This is a genomic window from Lelliottia sp. 489 (assembly GCF_050435885.1).
Taxonomy (GTDB): domain Bacteria; phylum Pseudomonadota; class Gammaproteobacteria; order Enterobacterales; family Enterobacteriaceae; genus Enterobacter; species Enterobacter nimipressuralis.
Map to the genome: position 1 here is coordinate 467,667 of NZ_JBNDLC010000003.1, position 15,499 is coordinate 483,165.

Here is a 15,499-nt window from a genome sequence, read left to right on the forward strand (position 1 = left end):
GATAAACACCCTGAAAAAACCAGGGATTAGTCGACCGATACGCATGTTCCAAGAAAGTCATTAATTGATTATTTTCAGTGAATTACATTTTTTACAGGCATCTCATATCAGGCGATTTTTTGCTGTAGCCGAATTTTGATTTTTTCCATTTACTACTACATTCCTGCATGATTGAATGATTCTCAATTACATACCCGACTCCGCACAGGCAAACGGGTAGCGCTTTACGGGCAATGACACACCATCTTCACTCGCGACCATGCGCGGGTATTTCGGGAAAACAGATCCAATGGCTATGTACACACCTTCATTCTCTGGGATTAAAGGGCGCGCGCTCTTTTCACTGCTGTTCCTCGCGCCACTGGCGCAGGCGGCTGACAGCACCACCGCGAAAGACGGCGAAACGCTGACCGTCACCGCCGATCCTTCTGCGAAAACCGATGCCACTAACGGCTATCAGCCGCTGAACACCTCCACCGCCACGCTCACGACTATGCCGATGCTGGACATCCCGCAGGTGGTCAATACCGTGAGCGATCAGGTGCTGGAAGATCAGCACGCCACTACGCTCGACGAGGCGCTGTACAACGTCAGCAACGTGGTGCAAACCAACACCCTCGGCGGGACGCAGGATGCGTTTGTGCGCCGTGGTTTTGGCGCAAACCGTGACGGGTCGATCATGACCAACGGCCTGCGCACCGTGCTCCCGCGCAGCTTTAATGCCTCGACGGAGCGCGTCGAAGTGCTGAAAGGCCCGGCGTCGACGCTGTACGGGATCCTCGATCCAGGCGGGCTGATTAACATAGTGACGAAGCGCCCGGAAAGAGAGTTCGGCGGTTCGATCTCGGCGACCTCCACCAGCTTTGGCGGCGGCACCGGGCAGCTCGATGTGACCGGCCCGATTGAAGGTACACGTCTGGCGTATCGCCTGACGGGTGAGTATCAGAGAGAGGATTACTGGCGTAATTTCGGCAAAGAGCGCAGCACCTTTATCGCGCCGTCTCTGACCTGGTTTGGCGATGATGCCACCGTCACGGTGCTCTATTCTCATCGCGATTATCAGACGCCATTCGATCGCGGCACGATCTTCGACTTAACGACCAAACAGCCGGTCGATGTGGATCGCAAGACGCGCTTTGACGAACCGTTCAACATTACCGACGGTGAATCCGATCTGGCCCAGCTGAACGCGGAGTACCGTCTCAATAGCCAGTGGACCGCCAAATTCGACTACAGCTTTAGCCAGGATAAATACACGGATAACCAGGCGCGCGTGATGGCCTACGATTCCGCCACCGGCAATCTGACCCGCCGCGTGGACGCCACGCAAGGCTCGACTCAGCGTATGCACTCCACCCGCGCGGATCTGCAGGGGAACGTGGATATTGCCGGGTTTTACAATGAGATCCTGACCGGCGTCTCTTATGAGAATTACGATCTGCTGCGCACGGATATGATCCGCTGTAAGAACGTTAAAGATTTCAATATCTACAACCCGTCCTACGGCAATCTGAGCAAATGCACGACCGTGTCGGCGTCGGACAGCGATCAGACCATCAAGCAGGAGAGCTATTCCGCCTACGTACAGGATGCCCTCTATCTGACGGATAAATGGATCGCCGTCACCGGCCTGCGCTATCAGTCCTACACGCAGTATGCGGGGAAAGGCCGTCCGTTTAACGTCAATACCGACAGCCGCGACGACCAGTGGACGCCGAAAGCGGGGCTGGTTTACAAGCTCACGCCGTCGGTGTCGCTGTTCGCCAACTACTCGCAGACGTTTATGCCGCAGTCGTCCATCGCCAGTTACATTGGCAACCTGCCGCCGGAAACATCCAATGCCTACGAAGTGGGCGCGAAGTTTGACCTGTTCGACGGCATTACCGCCAATATCGCGCTGTTTGATATCCATAAACGCAACGTGCTCTACACCGAGAGCGTCGGTGATGAGACGGTGGCGAAAACTGCCGGGCGCGTGCGTTCGCAGGGCGTGGAAGTGGATCTGGCAGGCCGTTTAACCGAGAACACCAATGTGATCGCCAGCTATGGCTACACGGACGCAAAGGTGCTGGAAGATCCGGATTACGCCGGTAAACCGCTGCCAAACGTACCGCGTCACACAGGTTCTCTGTTCCTGACTTACGACATTAACAATGTGATCGGCGGGAATACCCTGACGCTCGGCGGCGGCGGGCATGGCGTGAGTCGTCGCTCCGCCACTAACGGCGCGGATTATTATCTGCCGGGCTACGTGGTGGCCGACGCTTTTGCCGCGTACAAACTGAAGCTGCAGCATCCGGTGACGCTCCAGCTGAACGTGAAAAACCTGTTTGATAAGACTTATTACACGTCGTCGATTGGTACCAATAACCTGGGGAACCAAATTGGCGATCCGCGTGAAGTGCAGTTTACGGTGAAGATGGATTTTTGATGTAAAAAAGCCCGGTAGCGCGCTACGCTTACCGGGCTTAGAATTTATTCCCACTCCCTTTCGGGAGTGAGTCAGCATGAGGACATCAGGCCTCAATATCCGCCATATCGCCTTTTTCCTGCAACCAGTTACGTCGGTCTTCGGAACGCTTCTTGGCTAACAGCATATCCATCATTGCGTTGGTCTGCTGCTCGTCTTCGTCGCTGATAATCAGCTGCACCAGACGACGAGTATTGGGGTCCAGCGTGGTTTCACGCAGCTGCATCGGGTTCATTTCACCCAGTCCTTTAAAGCGCTGCACGTTAGGTTTGCCTTTCTTGCGCTTCAGCTGCTCCAGCACACCCGCTTTCTCTTCTTCCGTCAGGGCGTAATAGACCTCTTTGCCGAGGTCGATACGGTACAGCGGCGGCAGCGCAACGTGAACGTGACCGTTCTTCACCAGCGCGCGGAAGTGTTTCACAAACAGGGCGCACAGCAGCGTGGCGATGTGCAGACCATCGGAGTCCGCATCCGCGAGGATACAGATCTTGCCGTAACGCAGCTGGCTTAAATCGTCGCTGTCCGGATCGATGCCGATCGCAACCGAGATGTCATGCACCTCCTGAGACGCCAGTACCTCATCGGAGGAGACTTCCCAGGTGTTGAGGATCTTACCCTTCAGCGGCATGATCGCCTGATATTCACGGTCGCGCGCCTGCTTGGCTGAGCCGCCCGCCGAGTCACCTTCGACGAGGAACAGTTCGGTGCGATTCAAATCCTGCGCCGTGCAGTCGGCCAGTTTACCCGGCAGAGCCGGACCGCTGGTCAGCTTTTTACGCACCACTTTCTTCGCCGCGCGCATACGGCGCTGGGCGCTGGAAATCGCCATTTCAGCCAGCATTTCTGCCGTCTGAATGTTCTGGTTCAGCCACAGGCTGAAGGCGTCTTTGACCACGCCGGAGACAAAGGCCGCGCATTGGCGCGAAGAGAGACGCTCTTTGGTCTGACCGGCAAACTGTGGGTCCTGCATTTTGACCGACAGGACATACGCGCAGCGATCCCAGATATCTTCCGCCGACAGCTTCACGCCGCGCGGCAGGATATTGCGGTATTCGCAAAACTCACGCATCGCATCCAGCAGCCCCTGACGCAGACCGTTGACGTGCGTACCGCCCTGCATTGTCGGGATCAGGTTGACGTAGCTTTCTGTCAGCAGTTCGCCGCCTTCTGGCAGCCACAAGAGCGCCCAGTCGACCGCTTCCGTATCACCGGAGAAGTTACCGAGGAACGGTTTTTCTGGCAGGGTTGGCAGGCCATTAATCGCTTCGCCCAGATAGTCGTTCAGACCATCCTGATAGCACCAGCGCTGCTCGCTGCCGTTCACTTCGTCTTTGAAGGTAATTTCAACGCCAGGGCACAGCACCGCTTTCGCTTTCAGAATGTGCGTTAAGCGCGAAACGGAGAAACGTGGGCTGTCGAAGAAGCTTTCGTCGGGCCAGAAATGGACGCTGGTCCCGGTATTGCGTTTGCCGCAGGTGCCGATGACCTGCAGGTCCTGAACTTTGTCGCCGTTTTCAAAGGCGATGTTGTAGACCTGGCCGTCGCGGCGCACGGTCACTTCCACGCGCTTAGAGAGGGCGTTAACCACGGAGATCCCCACGCCATGCAGGCCGCCGGAGAACTGGTAGTTTTTATTGGAGAACTTACCGCCCGCGTGCAGACGGCAAAGGATCAGTTCAACAGCAGGGACACCCTCTTCCGGGTGAATATCGACCGGCATACCACGCCCGTCGTCGATCACTTCGAGGGACTGGTCGGCATGCAGGATCACATCGATGCGTTTGGCATGGCCTGCCAGCGCTTCGTCCACACTGTTATCAATAACTTCCTGGCCCAGGTGGTTTGGGCGAGTGGTATCGGTGTACATCCCAGGGCGGCGGCGAACCGGCTCAAGCCCGGTGAGTACCTCAATGGCATCAGCGTTATAGGTTTGCGTCATGATTTAGCTAGCAATTCGCATTGGTTGTCAGAGGCTGTGCAGCCCAAGAAAATCGACAATCTGGGTGAAATGATTCTCAAAGTCCGTGAAAGCATGGTTTCCGCCTTCTTCTACAGTCTGGCGGCAAGAGGCGTAATACGCCACCGCCTGGCGGTAATCCAGCACTTCATCACCCGTCTGTTGCAGCAGCCAGAGGAGATCCGGCGCGTCAAGCGGGTCTATTTGCATCACTTTGAGGTCGTAAATATGGCGAGACTCTAGCACATATTGCTGCCCGGTGTAGGGGTTCTCGTTCTGGCCGAGAAAGTCCGTCAACAGCTCAAACGGGCGTACCGCCGGGTTGACGACGACCGCTGGCAGCATAAAGCATTGGGACAACCAGGTGGCGTAATAACCACCGAGCGACGAGCCGACAACGCCGAAGGATTCCCCGCCGTGTTCCATCACGATGGACTCCAGCATCTCTGCCGCATCCGCCGGATACGGCGGCAGCTGCGGGACTATCATCTCGATATGCGGATGATGTTCGCTGAGCCACTGGCGAAACTGGGTCGCCTTCGCGGAGCGCGGCGAGCTGTTAAACCCGTGCAGATAAAGGAGCGTAGACATCAGTATCCTTCTGAAGCGGTATCTGGACGGAACTGTGCCCCTTCCAGACGACACACTTCCGTGGTCAGCCGGCCATCCGCATGGAGTTCCAGCCAGCGCCATCCCGGCGCGATGGTATCTAAGGTGAAGTTGGCGCAGTGCGGTTTAAACTGCACACAGGTCGACGGCGTCGCCAGCAGACGGCGGCCATTCCAGTCGAGATCCTGTTCCTGATGAATGTGTCCGCACAGCAGATTGTTCACATGGGGATATTTCGACAGCACGCGGTCGAGCGCGGCAGAGTTGCGCAGGCTGTGCTGATCGAGCCAGCTGCATCCCGCCGGGAGCGGATGGTGATGCAGCAAGAGCAGGGTATGGCGTTCGGGTGCGTCGATGAGTTTGCTTTCGAGCCACTCCAGCTGGAAATCGCTCAGCTCGCCGTGCGGCACGCCGAAGACCTGGGTATCCAGCAGCAGAATTTGCCAATGATCGCCCACGAACACACGCTTGGCCGGTGAAATACCCGCGTCCTGAAGCGCGCTGTACATGGCGGGCTGAAAGTCATGATTACCCGGTAACCAGACGCAAGGCACGCTGAAGCTCGCGATCCCTGTAGCAAAATGCTGATAGGCCGCGGCGCTTTGATCCTGTGCCAAATCCCCCGTCGCAACGATCAAATCACAGTCGCGATTTTCGAGGTGAATGGCATCAAGTACAGCCTGATAACTCTCCCAGGTATTCACACCCAGCAGCGTTTCATGCTTTTCGGCGAACAGGTGAGTATCAGTAATTTGTAATATCCTGACTGGCGCCCCACCAGCAACAGTCAGGTTCAACAGGCTTTCCAAATGGTGTCCTTAGGTAGGTTTATGACGCTAACAAACCGGAATAGCCATTGCTCCATGTGCTAAACAATATCTTAGCCAGTCAGCTAAAAACTGGTTAATTTGATGCTTTTCGTCGCGTTGATGCAACTTTTTATTAGGATAATCATATCGCGCTTTGAAGCGAAAGATCTGCTGACTCGAACACACTTCAGCCACCATCGCGTCGTGATAAAGCCTGACGGTCATCGACGGCAGGCTCCAGTAGCTGACGGACGGCGCCGTTTGTTTAATCTCGACCAGCGTAGTGTAGCGAGTGGATTCCACAATCGTTAATCGATATTGCGCATTGCTCACCTGATAGCTCACCGTTTCGCCGGCCGCATCGGTGCGCGGCAACAGGCGACGTAATTGTGCGAAGTTGGTCTCGCACAGACGCATCATTTCTGGGAAGTCAGGTGTATAACGCTTCATTTTTTCCACTCTTTTCGTAAGTCTTGATAATGCAGCTGTAGCCATTGCAAAGCGATGACAGACGCTGCGTTGTCGATTTTCCCCTCATTGACCCATTGATAAGCCTGCTCCCGACTCACCACATGAACACGAATGTCTTCGTTTTCATCTGCCAGACCGTGAATACCTTGTGCGGTCGTGGCGTCCACTTCACCCACCAGAATGGAAGAGCGCTCGGTGGTTCCACCTGGGCTTGCCAGGTAGCTCAGCACCGGTTTGGTCCGGCCGACAATCAGCCCGGCTTCTTCCTGCGCCTCGCGGCGGGCGACCTCTTCCGGCGTTTCGCCCTCTTCGATCATTCCCGCGACGATCTCCAGCAGCCATGGGCTTTCGCTGGTATCCAGCGCGGCAATCCGGATCTGTTCAATCAATACCACTTCGTCACGCACTGGGTCAAAGGGTAGCAAGACTGCGGCATGCCCGCGCTCAAAAATTTCACGTCGAACTTCGCCACTCATTTCACCGTTAAACAGGCGATGCCTAAAACGGTAAAGTTCCAGTGAAAAAAAACCGCTATAAAGCGTTTCCCGTGCAATAATTTCTACATCGTTTTTAGAGAGCGTCACTGGCAACTTATCTGGTTTTTGCATGGCGATATCCTGGTCACAATTGTGTTGAAATCATGAATTTCAAGGCTGTTTGGCTGCCGTTTGACAGGCTATATGATAGATTGGTGCAAATTACCGCCAGATGGCACGTAACGCCAACCTTTTGGCGTGGATGATTCTGTTAGAATCGGCAATTATTTTTAATTAGATCAGCGCTAATACTGCTTCACAACAAGGAATGCAAATGAAGAAATTGCTCCCCATCCTTATCGGCCTGAGCCTGACGGGCTTCAGCGCGATGAGCCAGGCAGAAAACCTGTTACAGGTTTATCAGCAAGCACGTCTGGGCAACCCTGAGCTGCGTAAGTCAGCCGCCGACCGTGATGCTGCGTTCGAAAAAATTAATGAAGCACGTAGCCCGCTGCTGCCGCAATTGGGTTTAGGTGCAGATTATACCTACAGCAATGGATTCCGTGACAGCAACGGTGTGAACTCCAATGTCACCAGCGCCTCACTGCAATTAACGCAGACCTTGTTTGATATGTCCAAATGGCGTGCCCTCTCCTTGCAGGAAAAGAGCGCCGGTATTCAGGACGTAACCTATCAGACCGATCAGCAAACGCTGATCCTGAACACCGCTACCGCTTACTTCAACGTGCTGAGCGCGATCGACTCGCTCTCCTACACCGAAGCGCAGAAACAGGCGATTTACCGTCAGTTGGACCAAACCACCCAGCGTTTCAACGTAGGCCTGGTCGCCATCACTGACGTGCAGAACGCCCGTTCACAGTACGACAGCGTGCTGGCGAACGAAGTAACTGCCCGTAACAACCTCGACAACGCACTCGAATCTCTGCGTCAGGTGACCGGCAATTACTACCCAGAGCTGGCGTCTCTGAACGTTGATAACTTCAAGACTGACAAACCGCAGGCGGTTAACGCCCTGCTGAAAGAAGCTGAAAACCGTAACCTGGCGCTGCTGCAGGCTCGTCTGAGCCAGGATCTGGCGCGCGAGCAAATCCGCCAGGCGCAGGATGGTCATCTGCCAACCGTGGGGCTGACCGCATCGACGGGTGTTTCTGATACTACCTACAGTGGCTCAAAAACCAACACCACCCAATTCGATGACAGCAACCAGGGACAGAACAAAATCGGCCTGAACTTCTCTTTGCCTCTGTACCAGGGCGGCATGGTGAACTCTCAGGTGAAACAGGCACAGTACAACTTTGTTGGCGCAAGCGAGCAGCTTGAAAGCGCGCACCGCAATGTGGTTCAGACCGTTCGTTCTTCCTTTAACAACGTGAACGCCTCCATCAGCAGCATCAACGCTTACAAACAGGCCGTTGTGTCTGCGCAAAGCTCCCTGGATGCGATGGAAGCAGGTTACTCCGTCGGTACGCGTACTATCGTTGATGTGCTGGATGCGACCACCACGCTGTATAACGCGAAGCAACAGCTCTCCAGCGCTCGTTATAATTACCTGATTAACCAGCTGAATATTAAATCCGCGCTGGGTACGCTGAACGAGCAGGATCTGCAAATGCTGAACAGCACGCTGGGTAAACCGGTTTCAACAACGCCTGAAAGCGTTGCTCCGGAAAACCCACAGCAGGACGCCAGCGCTGATGGCTACAATGGCAACAGCACCGCCCCTGCCGCTGAGCCAGCCGCGGCTCGCACCACCACAACAAATAGCACCGGAAACAACCCGTTCCGTAACTAATTGTTGAATAATCCCTCTCCCTTTCGGGAGAGGGTCACATTTGAACGTAAGCCAACGTAAAGATCCCCCCGAATCCCCCTCTGCGCTTCATTTTCGACCACTCATCCTCTATCCTGAGCCTTATTTACTTCGTTCTACCACTGGGTCCTGGAAGACAAAATGAAACGGACAAAAACGATTAATCACGCTTCGTTCCGCAAAAACTGGAACGCTCGCCATCTCACCCCTGTCGCCCTGGCGTTCACCGCCGTATTTATGCTGGCAGGCTGTGAGCAATCCGATGAAACAGTATCGATGTATCAGAATGCCGATGACTGCTCGTCAGCCACCGGTAAAAGCGCGGAATGTACCACTGCCTATAACAATGCCCTGAAAGAAGCAGAACGAACCGCGCCGAAATACGCCACCCGTGAAGACTGTATCGCCGAGTTCGGTGAAGGTCAGTGCCAGCAGGCACCGGCTCAGGCTGGCATGGCACCTGAAAACCAGGCGCAGGCCCAGTCCAGCGGCAGCTTCTGGATGCCGCTGATGGCAGGCTACATGATGGGCCGCATGATGGGCGGCGGAATGGGCTTCCAGCAGCAGCCGCTGTTCAGCTCCAAAAATCCGTCCAGCCCGGCCTACGGTAAATACACCGATGCGAGCGGCAAAAACTACGGCGCAGCGACGCCAGGCCGTTCGATGACGGTTCCGAAAACCGCGATGGCGCCAAAACCTGCGACCACCAGCACCGTGACGCGCGGTGGCTTTGGCGACTCCGTAGCGAAACAAGCGACCATGCAGCGTAGCGCGACAGGTTCCACCACTCGCTCAATGGGCGGCTGATAATGGAACGAGTCAGTATTGTCGAGCGCCCGGACTGGCGCGAAAAAGCCACCGAATATGGTTTCAACTTCCACACCATGTACGGCGAACCGTACTGGTGTGAAGATGCCTATTACAAGCTCACCCTCGCCCAGGTCGAAAAACTGGAAGAGGTAACTGCCGAACTGCACCAGATGTGCCTCAAGGTGGTGGAAAAGGTGGTTGCCAGCGATGAGCTGATGACCAAATTCCGCATTCCAAAGCATACCTGGGGTTTTGTACGTCACGCCTGGCAGACCCACCAGCCTTCACTCTATTCACGCCTCGATCTGGCGTGGGACGGCGTAGGCGATCCTAAGCTGCTGGAAAATAACGCCGATACGCCGACCTCCCTGTACGAAGCGGCGTTCTTCCAGTGGATCTGGCTTGAAGATCAGGCGGCGGCGGGCAACCTGCCGGAAGGCAGCGATCAGTTCAACTCCTTGCAGGAAAAATTGATCGAGCGCTTCGCTGAACTGCGCGAGCAGCACGGATTTAATTATCTGCATCTGGCCTGCTGTCGCGATACCGTTGAAGATCGCGGGACCGTGCAGTATCTGCAGGACTGCGCAGCCGAAGCGGAAGTGGCGACTGAGTTCTTGTATATCGAAGATATCGGTTTAGGCGAGCGCGGCCAGTTTACGGATACGCAGGACCAGGTGATCAGCAACCTGTTCAAGCTCTATCCGTGGGAATACATGCTGCGTGAAGTATTCTCCACCAAGCTGGAAGACGCGGGCGTGCGCTGGCTGGAACCGGCCTGGAAGAGCATTATCTCTAACAAAGCGCTGCTGCCGATGCTGTGGGAGATGTTCCCGAATCACCCTAACCTGCTGCCTGCGTATTTCGCCGAAGATGATTATCCGCCGATGGATAAATACGTCATTAAGCCGATCTTCTCCCGCGAAGGGGCGAACGTTTCCATTATTGAAAACTGTAAAACCCTCGAAGCGGCGGAAGGCCCGTACGGCGAAGAAGGGATGATCGTGCAGGAGTTCTATCCGCTGCCGAAATTTGGCGACAGCTATGTGCTGATTGGCAGCTGGCTTATCAACGATCAGCCTGCGGGGATTGGGATTCGCGAAGATCGCGCGTTGATCACCCAGGATCTGTCGCGCTTCTATCCGCATATTTTTGTGGAGTGATGGATTTGCCGGGTAGTGGCTTCGCCTTACCCGGCCTGCAAATCGCACGAACCTGAAGCCCGGTAAGCGCAGCGCTACCGGGCTTTTCGTTAGCCAATTTGCACCGACAGCATACTCAAACTGCCCATCTCGATCCCATCCACCGGCACGGTCACCGGTTCACTGCCGTCCCACGCGCCCAGCACGTACAGCAGCGGCAAGAAGTGCTCCGCCGTTGGATTAGAGAGCGAACCGCCCTCGTGATCCAGATAGTTCACCAGCGGATGTTCTTCCGCAGGTCCTTGCCAGGTGAGATTGGCTTTTACAAAATCATTGAACGACGTGGCCCATGGGTATGGCGTGTTTTCACCGTGCCAGCGGGCCGTGCGCAGGTTGTGCACCACGTTACCGCTCGCCACCAGCATGATGCCTTCATCGCGCAGTTTTGCCAGCTTGCGACCGATCTCAAGGTGCCACGCCGCCGGTTTGGTGCTGTCGATGCTCAGCTGCACCATGGGGATATCGGCGTCCGGATACATTTTGATCAGCACGCCCCAGGAGCCGTGGTCGAAACCCCAGGCCTCTTTATCCAGCGTCACCGGAACAGGCGCCAGCAGCTCCACCAGTTGTTGTGCCAACGCTGGCGAACCCGGTGCAGGGTAATGGGTGTCATACAGCGCCTGCGGGAAGCCGCCAAAATCATGAATGGTTTTCGGTGCTTCCATGGCCGTGACGCCGGTGCCGCGCGTAAACCAGTGTGCAGAGATCACCACGATGGCTTTCGGACGCGGCAACGTCTCGCCCAGGTGACGCCAGGCACGCGTATAGACGTTATCTTCCAGAACGTTCATCGGACTACCGTGGCCCAAAAACAGTGCTGGCATACGAGAAGAAGTCATGGTGATATCCTTACATAGGGTGTTTATTTAATGTCACTACATTACCCGCTATCTGCACAACAAGAACTCAAATAAGCGTGATGAAGATCTTCAGAAAATTTGAATGTAAGAAATATGTAAAGCCGTGAATGCCCTCTCGCTTTGCAGCAGATTAGTCATTAACATTAATGAGAATCATTATCATAAGGAGCATTGAATGTCAGTACCCTTGATTCTGACGATACTTGCGGGTGCCGCCACCTTCATCGGTGCCATTCTTGGCGTGCTCGGACAAAAGCCTTCGAACCGCGTGCTGGCGTTTTCTCTCGGCTTTGCCGCCGGGATTATGCTGCTGATCTCCCTGATGGAGATGCTGCCTGCGGCACTCGGTACCGAGGGGATGTCGCCGGTTCTCGGCTACGGCATGTTCGTCGTGGGCCTTCTGGGGTATTTCGGTCTCGACCGGATGTTACCCCATGCGCATCCGCAGGATCTGATGCAGAAAAGCGTCAAACCGTCGCACGGCAACATCAAACGCACGGCCATTTTGCTCACCCTCGGCATCAGTCTGCACAACTTCCCTGAAGGTGTCGCCACCTACGTGACGGCGAGCAATAACCTTGAACTGGGCTTTGGGATTGCGCTGGCGGTGGCGTTGCACAATATTCCTGAAGGACTGGCCGTCGCTGGCCCAGTTTATGCGGCCACAGGCTCAAAACGCACGGCGGTCTTTTGGGCCGGGATTTCGGGTCTGGCGGAGATATTAGGCGGCGTGCTGGCGTGGCTGATTCTGGGTAGCATGATCTCCCCGGTGGTAATGGCCGCAATTATGGCTGCGGTGGCGGGGATTATGGTCGCGTTGTCCGTAGACGAACTGATGCCGCTGGCGAAAGAGATCGACCCTAACAATAACCCCAGCTACGGCGTGCTATGTGGAATGTCGGTGATGGGATTAAGTCTGGTACTGCTACAAACAGCAGGAATTGGATAAAAAAACGCCGGGATAACCCGGCGTTTTTTATTTAGCTGGCTTTACGTTCATGCGCCTGGCGGTAGGCCACCAGATCTTCGATGGTCACCACAGCCATATTGTGTTTCTTCGCAAACTCGATGCACTCTGGCGCGCGCGCCATGGTGCCGTCATCGTTGGTCAGTTCACACAGCACACCCGCAGATTTAAAGCCTGCCAGCGTCACCAGATCGATGGTCGCTTCAGTGTGGCCGCCGCGCGTCAACACGCCGCCCGGCTGCGCGCGCAGTGGGAAAACATGGCCAGGACGGTTCAGGTCTGATGGCTTAGCATTATCCGCGGTGGCGGCACGCACGGTCGTCAGGCGGTCAGCAGCAGAAACGCCGGTGGTCACACCGTGCGCAGCTTCGATGGTAACGGTAAAACCGGTACCGAATGCGCTGGTGTTGTTTTCGACCATCATCGGCAGATCGAGCTGTTTACGACGTTCGTCGGTCAAACAAAGACACACGATGCCACTGCCGTGACGAATGGTCAGCGCCATCTGTTCAACGGTCATGGTTTCAGCGGCGAAAATCATATCGCCTTCGTTTTCACGGTCTTCATCATCGAGAACCATCACACCGCGATGTTCACGGAGTGCGGTAAGAGCAAGCTCTACACGGTCAGTAGAGGTGCCAAAAGCGGAAAGTAGCGTCTGATTCATGGTAAAAAAAACCTCATTAAAATTATGGTTACCAGAATCAGGGCAGTCTTAGGAGCACCGCGTAAGCGGTAAAAAAATAACGTGAGCGGGCCTTGCCCGGCTTGATCGTTACTCTCTCCCATCCGGACTCTAACCGTCGGCTCCGGAATTACACCGGATCTGCTGACCTTTGAGTTTTCACCCAAAGCGCTCGCGGGCTTTCAGCGCAAGGCTGATTTACCGCCGGTGGGGAATTTCGCCCCGCCCTGAGAATAAGCGAGATAACTATAACGCTATTGATTATGCTGGGCAATGCATAAGCATCAAACAATTCTGGATTTGCATTTCATCATCCAAATTGCCTCTGCGTCGACGGCCCCCTCAACCCCCGTTCACATCGTTAATGTGACTTTGGGTGGATTTCACGCTTACCGCATCGCAAATGATTTTGTGCAAAAGATCGCGGGTAACGCGCTACAATGTTCGCTAACACCTTCTGATCAAGGGAAACGACCATGATTGACCCGAAAAAAATTGAACAAATTGCCCGTCAGGTTCATGAATCTATGCCGAAAGGTATTCGTGAGTTTGGCGATGACGTCGAGAAGAAAATCCGCCAGGTGCTGCAGTCGCAGCTGACGCGTCTTGATCTGGTGAGCCGTGAAGAGTTCGACGTGCAGACGCAAGTGCTGCTGCGCACCCGCGAAAAGCTGGCGCTGCTGGAGCAACGCCTGACCGAGCTGGAAAACCGCAGCCAGCCCGCAGAAGTGAAACCGGCACCGGCGATTCCGCCCGTCGACGAAGCATAAAAAAGCCGGGTGGCGCCTGCGCCTAACCCGGCCTGCAAATCGGAAAACAAAACGGCAACCTCAGTTGCCGTTTTTTGTATTTGCACCCTCTCACTGTGGAGAAGGTTAAGTGGGAGCATCAGCCCGCACCAATCCCATTTTACTGGCTGTCTTTCTGGATCTTCTTAATGATGTTGGTGGTGGAACACCCGTCCTCAAAATTGAGTACCATCACTTCGCCGCCGTTGGCCCAGACCTCTTCACTCCCCGCAATCTGCTCCGGCTTATAGTCGCCGCCCTTCACCAGCAGATCCGGCAGAATGCCAGCAATCAGACGCTGTGGCGTGTCTTCTTCAAAAGAGACCACCCAGTCGACCGCTTCCAGCGCGCCGAGCACAATCATGCGCTGCTCCAGCGGGTTCACCGGACGCGTTTCGCCCTTCAGATGTTTGGTAGACGCATCGCTGTTCACCGCGACAATCAGACGATCGCCAAGCTTACGCGCATTCGCCAGATACGAAACGTGGCCGGCGTGCAGAATGTCGAAGACGCCGTTGGTCATGACCACTTTCTCGCCGCGCTTGCGCGCCGCAGCCACCGCAGTTTTCAGCTCGTCTTCGCTCATCACACCAAAACCGGTATCCGCACGTCCGCGTACCGCATTTTCCAGCTCGATCGGCGAAACGGTAGACGTCCCCAGCTTACCGACCACGACGCCTGCCGCCGCGTTGGCAAAGTAGCAAGCCTCTTCCAGTGAATTGCCCGCCGCCAGCGTCGCCGCCAGCACGCCAATCACCGTATCGCCTGCACCGGTCACGTCGTACACTTCCTGCGCCTGGGTCGGCATATGCAGCGGCGCTTTGCCCGGCTGCAGCAGCGTCATGCCCTGCTCAGAGCGGGTCACCAGCAGCGCGGAGAAGTCGAAATCGGCGATGATTTTCATCCCGCGCTCGACGATCTCTTCTTCGTTTTTGCACTTGCCCGCCACCGCTTCAAATTCGGAGAGGTTTGGCGTCAGCAGCGTCGCGCCGCGATAGCGTTCAAAATCGGTCCCTTTCGGGTCGATCAGCACCGGCACACCCGCTTTACGCGCCAGCTGAATCATCTGCTGTACGCTAGCAAGCGCGCCTTTGGCGTAGTCAGACAGCACCAGTGCGCCGATATTGCCCAGCGCCTGCGCGATACGCTCGTGCAGCGGCTCAGGATCCACGCCCTCAAAACCTTCTTCAAAGTCGAGGCGGATCAGCTGCTGGTTGCGGGACAGCACGCGCAGTTTGGTGATGGTTGGATGCGTTGGCACAGAAACGAAATCACACTTCACGTTCACGTCGGCCAGCGTTTTGCTGAGCGCGCGTGCCGCATCGTCAATGCCGGTTAGTCCTACCAGACGCGAATGCGCGCCGAGAGAAGCAATATTCATCGCCACGTTTGCCGCGCCGCCGGGACGCTCTTCAATGGTATCGACCTTGACGACCGGGACCGGTGCTTCCGGGGAGATGCGGCTTGTCGGCCCGTACCAGTAGCGGTCCAGCATCACATCACCGACAACCATAACCCCAGCACGTTCAAACTCTGGCAGTGTTACTTTCATTCCTGACTCCAGAAA

Annotated in this window: 14 protein-coding genes and 1 riboswitch; of the genes, 6 read left to right on the plus strand and 8 right to left on the minus strand. The window is 55.6% G+C overall.

Translation table 11 applies throughout. The features are described 5' to 3' along the window. Positions 1 to 289 precede the first annotated feature (289 nt). On the plus strand, positions 290 to 2,431 hold the full coding sequence (locus tag ABIE11_RS13425) for a TonB-dependent siderophore receptor (protein WP_429184677.1): 2,142 nt from the start codon (positions 290 to 292) through the stop codon (positions 2,429 to 2,431). Positions 2,432 to 2,516: 85 nt separating this feature from the next. On the opposite strand, the gene parE is transcribed toward ABIE11_RS13425, so the two are convergent. Genes parE through nudF form a run of 5 tightly spaced genes read right to left on the minus strand, consistent with a single transcriptional unit; the run spans position 2,517 to position 6,924 of the window. Next, entirely contained in the window at positions 2,517 to 4,409 is a 1,893-nt protein-coding gene (gene parE, locus ABIE11_RS13430; RefSeq protein ID WP_102104784.1) for a DNA topoisomerase IV subunit B, read from the minus strand. 27 nt (positions 4,410 to 4,436) lie between these two features. Beyond that, positions 4,437 to 5,018: an esterase YqiA gene (gene yqiA / locus ABIE11_RS13435; protein WP_102104785.1), complete on the minus strand. Its 582-nt coding sequence runs from the start codon at positions 5,016 to 5,018 to the stop codon at positions 4,437 to 4,439. Beyond that, entirely contained in the window at positions 5,018 to 5,845 is an 828-nt protein-coding gene (gene cpdA / locus ABIE11_RS13440) for a 3',5'-cyclic-AMP phosphodiesterase (protein ID WP_100778895.1), read from the minus strand. Before cpdA ends, yqiA begins: the two co-directional genes overlap by 1 nt. 27 nt (positions 5,846 to 5,872) lie before the next feature. Further along, the gene (locus tag ABIE11_RS13445) at positions 5,873 to 6,295 is read right to left on the minus strand and encodes a DUF1249 family protein (protein ID WP_102104786.1); all 423 of its coding nucleotides are present in this window, start codon (positions 6,293 to 6,295) and stop codon (positions 5,873 to 5,875) included. After that, a complete protein-coding gene (gene nudF, locus ABIE11_RS13450) occupies positions 6,292 to 6,924 on the minus strand; it encodes an ADP-ribose diphosphatase (RefSeq protein WP_100778894.1) in 633 nt (210 codons plus the stop codon). The genes ABIE11_RS13445 and nudF overlap by 4 nt, the downstream gene beginning before the upstream one ends. 202 nt (positions 6,925 to 7,126) lie before the next feature. Here nudF and tolC point away from each other — a divergent pair, with 202 nt between their 5' ends. From tolC to ABIE11_RS13465, 3 genes are all read left to right on the plus strand, one after another. Continuing rightward, the gene (gene tolC / locus ABIE11_RS13455) at positions 7,127 to 8,605 is read left to right on the plus strand and encodes an outer membrane channel protein TolC (protein WP_429184678.1); all 1,479 of its coding nucleotides are present in this window, start codon (positions 7,127 to 7,129) and stop codon (positions 8,603 to 8,605) included. A gap of 159 nt (positions 8,606 to 8,764) precedes the next feature. Beyond that, positions 8,765 to 9,430: a DUF1190 family protein gene (locus ABIE11_RS13460; protein WP_100778892.1), complete on the plus strand. Its 666-nt coding sequence runs from the start codon at positions 8,765 to 8,767 to the stop codon at positions 9,428 to 9,430. A 2-nt stretch (positions 9,431 to 9,432) separates the two neighbouring features. After that, entirely contained in the window at positions 9,433 to 10,593 is a 1,161-nt protein-coding gene (locus tag ABIE11_RS13465) for a glutathionylspermidine synthase family protein (protein ID WP_429184679.1), read from the plus strand. An 89-nt stretch (positions 10,594 to 10,682) separates the two neighbouring features. On the opposite strand, the gene ygiD is transcribed toward ABIE11_RS13465, so the two are convergent. Continuing rightward, on the minus strand, positions 10,683 to 11,471 hold the full coding sequence (ygiD, locus tag ABIE11_RS13470) for a 4,5-DOPA dioxygenase extradiol (protein WP_123428408.1): 789 nt from the start codon (positions 11,469 to 11,471) through the stop codon (positions 10,683 to 10,685). Positions 11,472 to 11,667: 196 nt separating this feature from the next. Here ygiD and zupT point away from each other — a divergent pair, with 196 nt between their 5' ends. Next, positions 11,668 to 12,441, plus strand: a complete 774-nt coding sequence (gene zupT / locus ABIE11_RS13475; RefSeq protein WP_100778889.1) for a zinc transporter ZupT — start codon at positions 11,668 to 11,670, stop codon at positions 12,439 to 12,441. A 31-nt stretch (positions 12,442 to 12,472) separates the two neighbouring features. Here zupT and ribB read toward each other — a convergent pair whose 3' ends face one another. After that, entirely contained in the window at positions 12,473 to 13,126 is a 654-nt protein-coding gene (gene ribB / locus ABIE11_RS13480) for a 3,4-dihydroxy-2-butanone-4-phosphate synthase (protein ID WP_095283406.1), read from the minus strand. Positions 13,127 to 13,232: 106 nt separating this feature from the next. Further along, positions 13,233 to 13,383, minus strand: a riboswitch (FMN riboswitch). Positions 13,384 to 13,620: 237 nt separating this feature from the next. Here ribB and ubiK point away from each other — a divergent pair. After that, entirely contained in the window at positions 13,621 to 13,914 is a 294-nt protein-coding gene (gene ubiK / locus ABIE11_RS13485) for a ubiquinone biosynthesis accessory factor UbiK (RefSeq protein ID WP_100778888.1), read from the plus strand. 139 nt (positions 13,915 to 14,053) lie between these two features. Here ubiK and hldE read toward each other — a convergent pair whose 3' ends face one another. Next, complete coding sequence (hldE, locus tag ABIE11_RS13490) at positions 14,054 to 15,484, minus strand: bifunctional D-glycero-beta-D-manno-heptose-7-phosphate kinase/D-glycero-beta-D-manno-heptose 1-phosphate adenylyltransferase HldE (protein ID WP_429184680.1); 1,431 nt, start codon at positions 15,482 to 15,484, stop codon at positions 14,054 to 14,056. Between the last annotated feature and the right edge of the window lie 15 nt (positions 15,485 to 15,499).